The sequence below is a fragment of the Hyphococcus luteus genome, from assembly GCF_002943565.1.
Taxonomy (GTDB): Bacteria; Pseudomonadota; Alphaproteobacteria; order Caulobacterales; family Parvularculaceae; genus Hyphococcus; species Hyphococcus luteus.
This window is the reverse complement of the sequence record NZ_PJCH01000015.1, coordinates 231,221-244,022: the sequence shown is the minus strand read 5'-3', so window position 1 is coordinate 244,022 and position 12,802 is coordinate 231,221. Positions and strand designations below refer to the sequence as shown.

The 12,802-nt window shown below is 61.4% G+C and carries 13 protein-coding genes; 8 read left to right on the top strand and 5 right to left on the bottom strand.

The window, feature by feature from the left end; all coding sequences use genetic code 11:
* Nucleotides 1-180 precede the first annotated feature (180 nt).
* The 4 genes from serS (at nucleotide 181) to CW354_RS17240 (ending at nucleotide 4,827) form a co-directional block, all read left to right on the top strand.
* Nucleotides 181-1,746, top strand: a complete 1,566-nt coding sequence (gene serS / locus CW354_RS17255) for a serine--tRNA ligase (RefSeq protein WP_104831325.1) — start codon at nucleotides 181-183, stop codon at nucleotides 1,744-1,746.
* A 254-nt stretch (nucleotides 1,747-2,000) separates the two neighbouring features.
* Nucleotides 2,001-2,696: a phosphatase PAP2 family protein gene (locus CW354_RS17250; RefSeq protein WP_104831324.1), complete on the top strand. Its 696-nt coding sequence runs from the start codon at nucleotides 2,001-2,003 to the stop codon at nucleotides 2,694-2,696.
* A 6-nt stretch (nucleotides 2,697-2,702) separates the two neighbouring features.
* Nucleotides 2,703-3,470 carry a 5'/3'-nucleotidase SurE gene (surE, locus tag CW354_RS17245; protein ID WP_104831323.1) on the top strand — a complete coding sequence of 256 codons (768 nt, stop codon included), beginning with the start codon at nucleotides 2,703-2,705 and terminating at the stop codon, nucleotides 3,468-3,470.
* A 142-nt stretch (nucleotides 3,471-3,612) separates the two neighbouring features.
* Nucleotides 3,613-4,827 carry a LysM peptidoglycan-binding domain-containing M23 family metallopeptidase gene (locus CW354_RS17240; protein ID WP_104831322.1) on the top strand — a complete coding sequence of 405 codons (1,215 nt, stop codon included), beginning with the start codon at nucleotides 3,613-3,615 and terminating at the stop codon, nucleotides 4,825-4,827.
* A gap of 551 nt (nucleotides 4,828-5,378) precedes the next feature.
* On the opposite strand, the gene CW354_RS17235 is transcribed toward CW354_RS17240, so the two are convergent.
* The 3 genes from CW354_RS17235 to CW354_RS17220 all read right to left on the bottom strand — a co-directional run bounded on the left by CW354_RS17235 (nucleotide 5,379) and on the right by CW354_RS17220 (nucleotide 8,016).
* Nucleotides 5,379-6,476: a flagellar biosynthesis protein FlhF gene (locus CW354_RS17235; protein ID WP_104831321.1), complete on the bottom strand. Its 1,098-nt coding sequence runs from the start codon at nucleotides 6,474-6,476 to the stop codon at nucleotides 5,379-5,381.
* A 198-nt stretch (nucleotides 6,477-6,674) separates the two neighbouring features.
* On the bottom strand, nucleotides 6,675-6,965 hold the full coding sequence (gene sciP, locus CW354_RS17230) for a CtrA inhibitor SciP (RefSeq protein ID WP_104831320.1): 291 nt from the start codon (nucleotides 6,963-6,965) through the stop codon (nucleotides 6,675-6,677).
* 586 nt (nucleotides 6,966-7,551) lie between these two features.
* On the bottom strand, nucleotides 7,552-8,016 hold the full coding sequence (locus CW354_RS17220) for a Ros/MucR family transcriptional regulator (RefSeq protein ID WP_104831318.1): 465 nt from the start codon (nucleotides 8,014-8,016) through the stop codon (nucleotides 7,552-7,554).
* A 397-nt stretch (nucleotides 8,017-8,413) separates the two neighbouring features.
* Between CW354_RS17220 and glyA the strand changes: the two genes are divergently transcribed.
* Genes glyA through thiL form a run of 4 tightly spaced genes read left to right on the top strand, consistent with a single transcriptional unit; the run spans nucleotide 8,414 to nucleotide 11,769 of the window.
* Nucleotides 8,414-9,733 carry a serine hydroxymethyltransferase gene (gene glyA, locus CW354_RS17215; protein WP_104831317.1) on the top strand — a complete coding sequence of 440 codons (1,320 nt, stop codon included), beginning with the start codon at nucleotides 8,414-8,416 and terminating at the stop codon, nucleotides 9,731-9,733.
* A 41-nt stretch (nucleotides 9,734-9,774) separates the two neighbouring features.
* Nucleotides 9,775-10,242, top strand: a complete 468-nt coding sequence (gene nrdR / locus CW354_RS17210; protein ID WP_104831316.1) for a transcriptional regulator NrdR — start codon at nucleotides 9,775-9,777, stop codon at nucleotides 10,240-10,242.
* A 27-nt stretch (nucleotides 10,243-10,269) separates the two neighbouring features.
* A complete protein-coding gene (gene nusB, locus CW354_RS17205; protein WP_104831803.1) occupies nucleotides 10,270-10,752 on the top strand; it encodes a transcription antitermination factor NusB in 483 nt (160 codons plus the stop codon).
* Between the two features lie 27 nt (nucleotides 10,753-10,779).
* Nucleotides 10,780-11,769: a thiamine-phosphate kinase gene (gene thiL, locus CW354_RS17200; protein ID WP_104831315.1), complete on the top strand. Its 990-nt coding sequence runs from the start codon at nucleotides 10,780-10,782 to the stop codon at nucleotides 11,767-11,769.
* 15 nt (nucleotides 11,770-11,784) lie between these two features.
* On the opposite strand, the gene CW354_RS17195 is transcribed toward thiL, so the two are convergent.
* Nucleotides 11,785-12,126, bottom strand: a complete 342-nt coding sequence (locus tag CW354_RS17195) for a YXWGXW repeat-containing protein (RefSeq protein WP_104831314.1) — start codon at nucleotides 12,124-12,126, stop codon at nucleotides 11,785-11,787.
* Nucleotides 12,127-12,230: 104 nt separating this feature from the next.
* The gene (locus CW354_RS17190; RefSeq protein ID WP_104831313.1) at nucleotides 12,231-12,689 is read right to left on the bottom strand and encodes an outer membrane protein assembly factor BamE; all 459 of its coding nucleotides are present in this window, start codon (nucleotides 12,687-12,689) and stop codon (nucleotides 12,231-12,233) included.
* Between the last annotated feature and the right edge of the window lie 113 nt (nucleotides 12,690-12,802).

Sequence of the window (12,802 nt, the reverse complement as noted above, 5' to 3'; positions counted from 1 at the left end):
AAATTTTAATTTGTGCGCCTTCGCGCACGGGGGAAGTACCGGCGAAGCCGGGGATGGGGGCGATATTTCAGCCCCCTCCGTCATCCCGGATTTTATCCGGTCTGACACCTCCCCCGTAAACGGGGGAGGAGAACGCCTCGCTCTAGACCCGTTGCGACGGGCAGGCTAAACCCCGGCCCCATGTTCGACATCCGTTATATCCGCGACAATCCGGACGCGTTCGACGCCGGCCTCGCCCGCCGGGGGCTTGAGCCCCGTTCCGGCGAAATCCTCGCCCTCGACGAAGAGGCGCGCAAATGCACCGTCACCCTCAACGAGCTGCAGGAAAAGCGCAACGCCTCTTCCAAGCTGATCGGCCAGGCCAAGGCGAAAGGCGACGAAGCCGAATTCAACCGCCTGCGCGAGGAAGTGGAAAGCATCAAACAGCAGATGCCGGTGGCGGAAGCCGAGCAGAAGAAAAAGCAGGATGCGATCCGCGAGATTCTCTCCGGCCTGCCGAACCTGCCCGCCGAAGACGTTCCCGAAGGCGCGGACGAGACGGCGAATGTCGAGGTGCGGAAATGGGGCGAGCCCAAGCGCCTCAATGACGCCAAGGAGCATTACGACATCGGCGAGGCGCTCGGCCAGATGGATTTCGAGACCGCGGCGAAAATGTCGGGCGCGCGTTTCGTTCTGCTGAAGGGCCAGCTTGCGCGGCTCGAACGCGCCATCGCGTCCTTTATGCTCGATCTTCATACCGGCGAGTTCGGCTATACGGAATGCGCGCCGCCCTTATTGGTGCGCGACGATGCGCTTTACGGCACGGGGCAATTGCCGAAATTCATTGATGACTTGTTTGGTATTCGCAACACTGCGGGACTTCATGAGAGTATCGAAGAAGCAGTTCAAGAGGCGAGGGATGCGGTTCAGGAGCGAACACAGTTCGTAGAATCCTTAGAAGATAAGGTTATATATTTAAAAAATCGGATAAAACTAGAGCGAGGTTTGCAAGCTCGTGATGCTCTGACATCTGAACTGGCGGAAACTCTTTCTCATATAAGGCGACAACAAGAAATTTTAGGGCACGACACCAGCCGATTCAGATCACTTTTTGAGATAATAAGAACTGCACTAAAAGAAGAAAAACTAGCAGATTTTTGGCTCATCCCCACGGCGGAAGTCTCGTTGACCAATATCGTCGCCGGCGACATTCTTTCCGAGGAAGAACTGCCCTTGCGCTTCACCGCCTGGACGCCGTGTTTCCGCTCCGAGGCGGGCTCGGCCGGGCGCGACACGCGCGGCATGATCCGCCTGCACCAGTTTTCGAAAGTCGAACTTGTTTCCGTCACGACGCCGGACAAATCAAAAGACGAACACGAACGCATGGTCTCCTGCGCCGAGGAAGTCTTGAAGCGGCTCGAACTGCCTTTCCGCACCATGGTGCTCTCCACCGGCGACATGGGGTTCTCGGCGCAGAAGACCTACGACCTCGAAGTCTGGCTGCCGGGGCAGGGGGAATATCGCGAGATTTCGTCCTGTTCGAACTGCGGCGACTTCCAGGCGCGGCGCATGAACGCCCGCTACCGAGTCGCGGGCGAAAAGAAAAAAATCGCGCCCGTCCACACGCTGAACGGCTCCGGCCTCGCGGTGGGGAGGACCCTTGTCGCGATCTTGGAAAATTATCAGGAGGCGGACGGCTCCGTCACGGTGCCGGACGCATTGAAACCCTATATGGGCGGGGCGGAAAAGATCGAGGCGCTGAAGTGACGCTCGCGCCGTTTGTCACCTCTCCCCTTTGGGGAGAGGTCGCAATTGCGTCAGCGATTGCGGGTGAGGGGGAAGGATGCTGATTTTACTGCAAACTTTGCTCCCCCTCACCCTAACCCTCTCCCCAAAGGGGAGAGGGAATGAAAGCGTGACGGGCGGCTGGCGCCAAAAAGAAAAGTCTGCGGTTTTTTAGGAGCGCTCAAATAAAGCTTCCGGAAGTAAAGGTTCTGAAAGACCATCCTCTCGTGCGCGCAATGCTCGACCGGGCCCGGGCGGAGATCGGCGCGGCGATCGCCCTTGCCGTCGCCGCGCTTGGGCTTCTGGCCTTCGCCGGCGTCGCCGAGGAAACGGTGGAAGGCGAAACCCACGTTTTCGATGAAACGATCCTGCTGGCGCTGCGCGCGCCCGACGATCCTTCTCAGCTTATCGGCCCGGGCTGGCTCGAACTCGCCATGAGCGACATTACGAGCCTTGGCGGCTTTGTCGTCCTGACGCTGCTCGTCCTCAGCGTCGTCATCTATCTTCTCATTCAGGGCAAATGGAAAAACGCCGTCACCGTCGCCGGCGCCTCGGCGAGCGGCATGATCCTGAGCGAAACCCTCAAGATCGGTTTCGGCCGTCCGCGCCCGGAACTGGTGCCGCAGCTGGCGGAGGTTCATTCGCTGAGCTTCCCGAGCGGCCACGCCATGCTCTCCGCCGTCATCTATCTGACGCTGGGCGCGCTGCTCGCGCGGTTTCACAAAAGAAAGCGCGAGCGCGCCCTCATCATGCTTTACGCCGTGCTCGTGACCATGATGGTCGGCGCCAGCCGGGTTTATCTCGGCGTCCACTGGCCGACGGACGTGATCGCTGGCTGGGCGCTCGGCGCGGCCTGGGCGGCGCTGTGGTGGCTTTTCGCCTGGAAGTTTCTGCGCGATAAGCAGGAAACCGCAGACAGCGTGAAAGAGTAGGTAGAGATGCGGATACTTTGCACCAATGACGACGGCGTTTATGCGCGGGGACTTGAGAGCCTCGTCAAAATCGCCCGCGAGATCAGTGACGACGTCTGGGTCTGCGCCCCGCAGGAGGAGCAGTCCGGGGCGGCGCGCGCGCTCACCCTCGCGCATCCTGTCCGCATCCGCCAATATGACGAGCGCCGTTTCGCGGTGACGGGCACGCCGAGCGATGCCGTGTTGATGGGCATTCAGAAAGTGCTCGGCGGCGAAAAGCCCGACCTCATTCTTTCCGGCGTCAATAACGGCCAGAACCTCGCCGAGGACGTCACCGTCTCAGGCACCATCGCCGGCGCCTTTCAGGGCATGGCCATGGGCGTCAAGTCGATTGCGCTTTCCCTGTCGCGGCTTGCGCGCGACGAGGCGCGCTGGGAGACGCCGGAGGCGCATGGCGCGAAAGTCGTGAAACTGCTGCTCGAGGCCGGCTGGCCGGACAATGTGGTCATGAACGTCAATTTCCCCGACCGGGCGCCCGACGATGTCGCCGGAATCGAGGCGACCGAGCAGGGCCATCGCGACGCGGTCCAGCTCTTCGCCGAAGAGCGCAAGGACCTCCGGGGCGGGACCTATTACTGGTACGGCTATACGGGCGCGCTGTCCGATCCGGCTAAGGGAACCGATCTCAGGGCGATTTATGACGGGCGGATTTCCATCACGCCCCTGCATCTTTCGCTCACCGATTTCACGGCGCGCAAGGCGCTCGAAAAGACGCTCGCCGAAAACTCCGTTTAGGCGCGGGGAAAAATCCTGACGGAAGTCTTAAGCCGCGCGGCGTTTCTTAACGATTCGTTAACCAAAGAAAGCAAACGTCCTCTCGAATCGGCGGATAAGATTACGCGGGTTTTCTGCGGTTTTTCTTGCGTTAGGAGGGGCGATGAGACGCATGCGTTGGGCGATGGCGACGGTTTCGGTGCTGGCGGTTACGGCCTGCGGCTCTCACAATCATGCGCCGGTCGTTTACGGCTCCGATCCTTCGCGCCAGACCCGCGTCTATCACTCGCCGGACGACATTCGCCGCGAGCAACAGGCGCGCCGCGCGCAAACTGCGCAGGCGCCGGTTTACCGCCAGCCTGAATTCAAAGCGCGCTCTTCCGCCGAGGTCGAGCCGGTGAAGCTGGCGCCCTTGTCCGCGGTCTATCTCGACGATGAAGAGCGCGCCCGCGCGCAAAAAGCATCCGTCTCTTCAACGCCGCCAGCGCATCTTCATAGAGCCAAGGGCTATATCGAGGTTCAGCGCGGCGACACGGTCTACGCCATCGCGCGCAAGTTCAATGTGAGCCCTGCGGCGGTGATCGACGAAAACGATCTTAAAAAACCCTACACGCTGAAAGTCGGGCAGGCGTTGAAACTGCCGGACGGCGCCGTCGCGCTCAGAACGGATGCGCCGTCGCACAATCGCGCTTCTCATCGCGTGGTCGTGGCCAAGGACGAGCTTTACACCGTGCGCGCCGGCGATACGCTGTATTCGATTTCGCGCCGCTCGGGCGTGCCGGCGGCGAATATCGCGTCCGCCAACAATATCGCCGCGCCTTATACGCTCGACATCGGCCAGCGGCTTTTGATCCCGCAGGCGCCGACGGGTGCGAAACCGCTGCTGACGGCTCAAAAAGCGCCGGCGCAGAAGAAAGCTGCTGAAACGCCGCAATCCGAAGACGTCGCCGAAATCGCGCGCACGGTTTCCTATACGAAGCCGGAGCCGGCTTCCGCCAAATCGATGTTCGACTGGCCGCTGCACGGCGCCGTCATTTCCGAATTCGGCGCCGGCAATCTCGGCCGGCGCAATGACGGCGTGAACATCGCCGCGCCGGTGGGCGCGCCTGTGCGCGCCGCCGCCGCCGGACAGGTGGTCTATCGCGGTTCGGAGCTTGAAGGCTTCGGCAATCTCCTGCTCGTCAAACATCAGGACGGCTACGTCACCGCCTACGCCCATAACGACGCCATGCTGGTCAAAAAGGGCGATCAGGTCAGGAAAGGCCAGGTGATCGCGAAAGTCGGCCAGACCGGCGCGGTGACGACGCCGCAGCTGCATTTCGAAATCCGCCGGCAAAGCGACGCCGTCGATCCGGTTGCCTTGCTCGGCAAACCGTAATACGCGCTTGCCCATGTGCGGATGCATGGGTTGCGTAGCTATTTCATTCGTATCAAGAAGAAAAACAGTTGAGTCATAATTGGCGGGCCTTTTAAAGGCCCGCTTTTTCTTTGCGCCCCGGCTCTTTGCGGATCGGGCAGGCGGGCGCCGTTCATGATAGCACGGAAATAAAAGACGGGGATAACTATCCACGGGTTTTCCGGCGGGGGTATGATGCGTGCCGAGGCGGGTGAGGACTGGAAGCATTTTCGCAGAACTCACGAAAGAAAGGCCGAACTCTCTTCTTGCGACTCGCCACGGTTTAACCGTGGCGTCCATTCCGCCTCTTCGGCGGTGATACGCGTATGGAAATAGACCCCACGCTTAAAGCGCGGGGATTCGAAGAAGGATAGATGGCGGAAAAAATGAAAAAGCACCGCGTGGAACAATTACCGCAAATGGCGCCAAATTCGGCTCTAAGCCAGGGAAGACGCCGTTTAAAAGAAAAGGAAAATCGGTTTTGCGCAAATTGTTTCACGGGGGATGGGAGAGACGAAGACGCGACGCGGTCTTTACCCGATCTGTCCCGGCCGGCTCGCGATCAGGCGCCGCGCGAGAAAATCGGGGCTCGCCGTCAAAAGCCCTTCGGAAATGAACGGGGTTTCGGAAAAATGCGCCAGCGCAAGCCCGGTCTCGAAGGCCGCGCGCAGTCCCGCGCCGACGCGTTTGGTGGCGTCGAATTTCGTCAGGATGCAGCGTTTGACGCCGATCTCGCGGAACGCGGTCGCCCAGTCCACATATTCGTCGGCGTCGCCGCCGGCCGGAAGGACGAGCACGGGCTCTGCGTCCGCCGCTTCGCGGTAAGAGCGCAGCGCCGCGATGTCGCCGGAATCGTACGGGCTGACGCCGGGCGTGTCGAAAACCACCGCGCCGCCGAGGCGGTTCGACTTGATGATCTGCGCCACGTCGAGCGGCGATTCGGCGATGAAATAATCGGCGCCCAGCGCTTCTCCATAGGCGCGGATCTGGTCGATGGCGCCGGCGCGGCCCACATCGGCGGTGATGATGCTGGCCTTCGCGCCGCCGCCCTGCACGGCTGCGGCGAGCTTCGCCGCGGTCGAGGTCTTGCCCGCCCCGGTCGGGCCCATCAGCATGATCGGCGTCGTCGGCGAGAAAGACAGCGGCGCATAGGTGAAGGCTTCCGCGAACGCGGTTTCGAGCCGGTAGAGGTCCTCGTCGATCTGCGATTTGCGCGCGCCGTCGATCAGCGCCGCGAGGAGGGCTTCGCCGATGCCGTGCGGCGCCAGGATCTCCGCCATGGCGCGCACGGTGGCGTCGCTCATGTCGAGGGCGCGCTGGCCTTTGCCGCCGGTGAGCCTGCTGGACAGCTTTGCGAGCGCGTCGGCGGAGAACTTCGACTCGATGTTTTCGTTGAGCCGCGCGCCCGCGCCCATCTTGAACGGGCCTTCGTCGACCGCGTCGCGCGCCGCGCCCGCGAACTGCGCTTTCGGGGCCGGTTCCGGCGCCGCCGGCGCGGGCTTGTCCGACGCCGTCACCTCAACATCGCCGCTCGGCAGGTCACGCACGGAAATGACCACCGTCTTGCCCCCCAGAGCCCGGCGCGCCTTCGCCTTCGCCGTTTCAACGTCTGAGGCGATGAATTTCATCATGGGCGCGCTACCGGCGGGTTACTGGGGCGAAAAGGCCCGGAATGGTTACTGAGCCATGAACCATAGCGCGAGGGAGGGGGCTGTTCCAAGGGGGCGCGGCGCCTGTTGAAATCTCAGGCTGAAAGCCCCTTAAGCGCAAAGAAAAACCCGCCGGAAGAGGGCGCCGGCGGGCTTCGAAAACCGAAAGTGGCGGGAGGATTAACGGTATTGCTGAACGCGCGTCGCGCGCAGGCCCGGCAGACCGTGATGATCGATCGCTTTCTGCCAGGAGAGAAATTCTTCGACCGTCAGCGTGTAGCGGTTGCACGCTTCTTCAAGCGTCAACAGACCGCCGCGCACGGCGGCGACGACTTCGGCCTTGCGGCGGATCACCCAACGCTTGGTGGTTGGCGGCGGCAAGTCCTGCAAGGTGAGCGGCGTGCCGTCCGGTCCGATGACATAGGCATCGGACTTTCCCGGTGACGCGGCGTTGTCAGCAACGACAGACATGAGCTCTATAACCCCTAAAAACGCAACTATGTTGTTGACGCAGACTAGGGGCGCGTCTTTAAAAAACGCCTAAACAGCAGGGTAAAAGCTTCTATAAGCGGTTGATTATTCGTGAAAAAATACGGTTTCCGCTTTCTGAATAAGCAACAATTGTATCTATATGCGACGCTTGGCGCGCGCGCCTGCCCGGCGGGGAAAACGGCCATCAAAGAGCGTGTCGAAAGGATCGTTTCCGGCCCCGAAATCCGCAATTGTCCACCAATATCAAGACATGCGACCGCGCTTGCCCAAGGGCGCGCTGCGCCGGCGCGGACCCGCATCGGCCTTCGGGGCGTTGCGCGCCGGCGGGCCTCGTTCCAGAAGGGGACAGCATGCGTCCCGCTTCAAGACTGCGCGGGTTAATAACGGGGCAGGGGCCGCCCGATAAAATTCACAAAAATTTTTGCTGAAATTGGACTCTTTACGGACGATGCGGTCCGGTCGGGCCGCGCCAGTCCTTAAATGGTGGCTATCGGGCGCACGCACTCGCGCACGGCGGCGTTTCCTGCGCCGCCGCGTGCCGTCACGCGCGAAAAGATTGACGTCGTTAAGCTTTTTTGCGGCTTGTTTTGCGTTTCGCCGTTTTGCGCTTCTTGGACGTCGCCGTCGTGCCGAGCCCGATGTCTTTCGCGAGCCGTGAACGCGACTTGGCGTAATTTGGCGCTGTCATCGGGTAATCCGCCGGCAGTCCCCATTTTCGACGATATTCTTCCGGGGACAGATTGTAATGCGTGCGCAGATAGCGCTTCAGCATTTTCAGCTTTTTACCATCCTCCAGACAGATGATGAAATCCGGCGTCACCGATTTGTTGATCGGCACGGCCGGCTCGCGGTTGGCGACAAATGCAGCGCCTTCCTCGGCGAGGCCGTTTACGGCGCTGTACACATCATGAAGGAGGTTCGGGAGTTCGTCGGCTTTAACAGAGTTGTTTCCGACATAGGCGGCGACGATATCACTCGCCAGGTGGATTGCGCTGATCTGGTCAACGGAATCCGTCTTTTTGGTGGCCATTCTAGTCTTCTCCAGTGCGAACTATCCGACGACAGCGTTCTCGCTGTCCCTTGCCTTCCCGGAGGTCCGCGGATCTTAAAATACGCAACAACTGTCACGCTTGGGCAACAGCCCACCTAGGCGGTAGCTGCTCTTGTCATCTATGGCAAGTTAACGAGCATAATGACTGTGAAAATAGTCCTCTATGAGCGAAATCAAGCCTATCCCCAAATGAGGAAAGACTAACATTGCATCTAATCATGTTATCATTCTTTCTAATCATTGCGGCGACCGGTAATGGCTTGATTATGCGGATTTTCCGGGCCGGCATTGCCGCTGGGGCCAGCCCCCCTTATATGTCGCCGCAGTTTTAGAGGGCCTCGTCGTCGGGGCCCGCACGCTGTTAGGAGCCGGCCGAATGAGCGCAAGTAAACTCGTCACTGAAACGACAGAATCTTCCTACAAGCTGCCGGAGGGGTTCTTTACCGATTCCCTCGCCAGCCAGGATGAGGAGGTCTTTGGATGGGTTAAAGGCGAACTCGCCCGTCAGCAGCACCAGATCGAGCTGATCGCCTCGGAAAACATCGTCTCCAAGGCGGTGCTTGAGGCGGCGGGATCGGTTCTCACCAACAAATATGCGGAAGGCTATCCGGGGCGGCGCTATTACGGCGGTTGCGACCAAGTCGACGAGGTCGAAGAGATCGCCATCGCCAGGGCGAAAGAGCTCTTCAATTGCGCCGAGGCGATCGTTCAGCCCCATTCCGGCAGCCAGGCCAATCAGTGCGTTTTCATGGCCTGCATGAAGCCGGGCGACACGTTTCTCGGCATGGATCTCGCCGCCGGGGGCCACCTCACCCATGGCGGCGCGGCGAACCAGTCCGGCAAATGGTTCAACGCCGTCCCTTACGGCGTGCGCGACGACGACCACCGAATCGACTTCGATCAGGTCGAAAGCCTCGCCAAAGAGCACAAACCCAAGGTGATTGTGGCGGGCGGCAGCGCCTATTCGCGGATCATCGACTTTAAGCGCTTCCGGGAAATCGCCGACAGCGTCGGGGCGATCTTCATGGTCGACATGGCGCATTTCGCCGGTCTCGTCGCTGGCGGCGTCTATCCGAACCCGCTTGAGCACGCCCATGTCGTCACTACGACGACGCACAAGACGTTGCGCGGCCCGCGCGGCGGCATGGTGCTGACTAATGATCCCGATCTCGCCAAGAAGATCCGGTCTGCGCTGTTCCCGGGCATTCAGGGCGGTCCCCTGATGCATATCGTCGCCGCCAAGGCGGTCGCCTTTGGCGAAGCGCTGCGCCCGGAATTCAAGACTTATGCGCAAGCCGTCGTCGACAACGCCCAGGCGCTGGCCGCGACGCTGGTCGATGCGGGCTATGCGGTGGTCTCCGGCGGCACGGACAGTCATCTGGCGCTGATCGATCTCAGCACCAAAGGGGTTAAAGGCAACGCCGCCGAACACAGCCTCGAGAACGCCGGCATCACCTGCAACAAGAACGGCGTTCCCAACGATCCGGAGAAATTCACCGTCACGTCGGGCATCCGCATCGGCACTCCGGCCGGCACCACCCGCGGCTTCGGCGTGGCTGAGTTCCGGGAAGTCGGGGCGATGATGGCGGAAGTGCTGGATGCGCTCGCCGCCAAGGGCGAGGCCGATCCGGCTGTGGAAAAAGCCGTCCGGGCCCGCGTCGAGGCGCTGACGGCCCGGTTTCCCATTTACGGCTGACTCGCGTAGAAACGCTGGGCTGAAATGCCGGAGGCCAGCCTATGCGATGTCCGTTTTGCGGCAGCGACGACACCCAGGTGAAGGATTCCCGTCCCGCAGAGGACGGCGCCTCGGTGCGCCGGCGCCGGGAATGTTCGGCCTGCGGCGGGCGCTTCACGACCTTTGAGCGGGTGCAGCTGCGCGAACTCGTCGTCATCAAGAACACCGGCAAGCGCGCGCCCTTCGACCGCGACAAGCTGATGCGCTCGATCATGGTCGCCCTTAGAAAACGCGATTTCGACCCGGAGCGGGTGGAGCAGATGGTCTCAGGGATCGTCCGGCGGCTCGAAGCCACAGGCGAAAGCGAGATTGAGTCGAAATTGATTGGCGAGATGGTGATGGAAGGGCTCGCCAAGCTCGATGACGTCGCTTATGTGCGCTATGCGTCCGTCTACAAAAACTTCCGTGAGGCGAAGGACTTCGGCGAATTTCTTGGCGGCATGGAAGAAGGCGAGCGCGAAGAAGGATAGGCGAGAGCCCGGATGGGCGCGATGGTCATGACCGCGAACAAGGACAAACACCGCGAAGGCGCGCCGCCGCGCTCCGCCGCACGGCTCGCCGCCGTGCAGGCGCTTTACCAGATGGAAAAGGGCGGCCAGGGTGTCGAGGCGACAATCCGCGAATTCAAGGACTTCCGCCTCGGTCAGGAGATCGAAGGTGAAAAACTTCATGCGGCGGATGCGGCGTTTTTCGCCGATATTCTGCGCGGCGCCGTGGAGACGCAATCGAAGCTCGATCCTTACCTTCAACGCCAGCTTACCGAAGGCTGGCGCCTGTCGCGTCTCGATGCGACCGTGCGCGCGATCTTGCGCGCCGGGCTTTATGAGATGATCCGCCGGCCGGATGTTCCCTATAAGGTTGTAATCAACGAATATGTGGATGTGGCGCGCGCCTTTTTCGACGGCGACGAGCCAGGCTTTATCAACGCGGTTCTCGATGCGGCGGCGAAGGAAGCGCGCAGCGACGAATTGACGGTTTAAACGGGCAAGGGTCCTCGCGAAGGGCGCATGAACGAATTTGACATTATCCGTGAGGTTTTTGCGCCTCTGACGGCGTCGGCGCCCGGGGCGTTTAATCTTTCTGACGACGCGGCGCTGATTGAATCGCAGAATTTCGTCGTCACCAAGGATCTCATGGTGGCGGGCGTGCATTTCCTGCCGAAAGATCCGCTCGATCTGGTGGCGAGAAAGCTCATTCGCGTCAATTTGTCGGACCTGGCGGCGAAGGGCGCGAAGCCGGTCGGTTATTTTCTCGGCTGCGTCTGGCCGCAGAATGTAAAGCGCGAGGATATCGAACTCTTCGCCCGCGGTCTTGCCGAAGATCAGCAAAAATACCGTATTTCGCTTTATGGCGGCGACACGACGGCGCATCGCGCGAAAGCCGGACCGCTGACCTTGTCGGCGACTTTTTTCGGAACGCCGCCGAAGCAGGGCGTGGTTTCGCGCTCTGGCGCATCGCTAGGCGATGATTTGTACGTGTCCGGAACAATCGGCGATGCGGGGCTCGGTCTTGCGGCGATCCGCAAGGAGTTCAAGTTCACGACCGTGGACAAGGCGTCGCTCACCGGCCGTTATCGCCTGCCGGAGCCGCGTCTTGTGCTTGGCGGCGCGCTGGCCGGGCTCGCGACGGCGGCGATCGACGTTTCCGACGGGCTTATCGCCGACGCAGGCCATCTGGCGCGCGCCTCCGGCTTGCGCGCGGAAATCGACGCGGTGGCGGCGCCGCGCTCGCCGGGCGCAGCGGCGTGGGTCGCGGCGCAGGACAACCGTTGGAAGGCGCTCGCCAAGCTCGCCAGCTTTGGCGACGACTATGAAATACTTTTCGCAGCGCCGCCGGCGCTGCGCCGGTCAGTGACCGTCGCGGCGAAAGCCTCGCGCACGGAAGTCTCACGCATCGGTTCGCTGACGCGCGGCGAGGGGGTGCTGTTTCTCGATGAGGCCGGCGCGCCGATCCCTGTGCCGGAAGCCGGCTACGATCATTTCAAAAAGGAGCGCTAGCGCTTTCGCGGCGGCTTAATACCAGCCGCCGGGAACCCAGTACCAGCCGCGCGCCGTGTGCACCCAGCGCCCGTCGCGCCAGCGTTTGTTCCGCGGCGGATGACGCTCCCAATGGCCGCTGACCCAGGCGAATTCGACGCCGGTCCAGTTCCAGTAGCCCGAGATCCAGATTGCGCTGGCCGTTGGCCTCGGCGGTCTGGAATAATGACGCGGCGGCGGCGGCGCCTTGCGGATGTAAACGACGTTCGATCTCACCGGCGCCGGCCCGTGAGCGTAATGCGTATGATACCAGCAGCCGCTGGCCAGCATCAGAACGGCGCCCAGCCCGAGAATTTTCAGAATGTGAGGAAGTCTCATCAGCTCAACTCCTTATCGCCCTGTCAGCAACGCTACCGTCATTATCTGACGGTTGTCTGACATGTGACAAGACGTTTGGGCTGGAAGCTGTAAGGCCTCAGAGTTTACTGTCCCGGAACCGGGCCTTCTTCGCCAAGCGAGGCGGGCAGCGCCCCCACATTGCCCAGAAGCTGCTCCCAGAAATTGAGCTGCTTGCCGCGGGTCGGCGTCTCGCGCTGGACGAGGCGGATGTCTTCGCCGTCTTTGAGGTCGTAGGTGTCGTAGGCCTCCACCTGACCCTCATCGTCGAAATGGATGGCGACCACGGTGCGCGAGGTCGTCTTGGGCTTGAAGAAAGCGCGGGTCTGGTTCGTGGAGTGAAGATAATACCAGGCGTCCCGGTCGAATGTGCCGATCATCGACGGCTCGCCATATTTGGCGAGGATGGAGTCCTTGGTGTCGAATCCCGGTTCGGCCGTCAGCGACGACTGGTCCGCTTCGAGCACGTACCCATGCGAGGAACGCACGGAGACGCAGGCCTGAAGCGAAAGAAGGGTGAACGCAAGGAGCACTAGTCGGATCATCGGGGTCTCTTTAACTCTGCCTTATGACGCCTTGCCCGCTTTGGGACAGCTGCGGGACGGGCGGCTGACGGGCCGGGGCTTGATCCCGGGCCCTGTCGGGAATACCTCGCCCC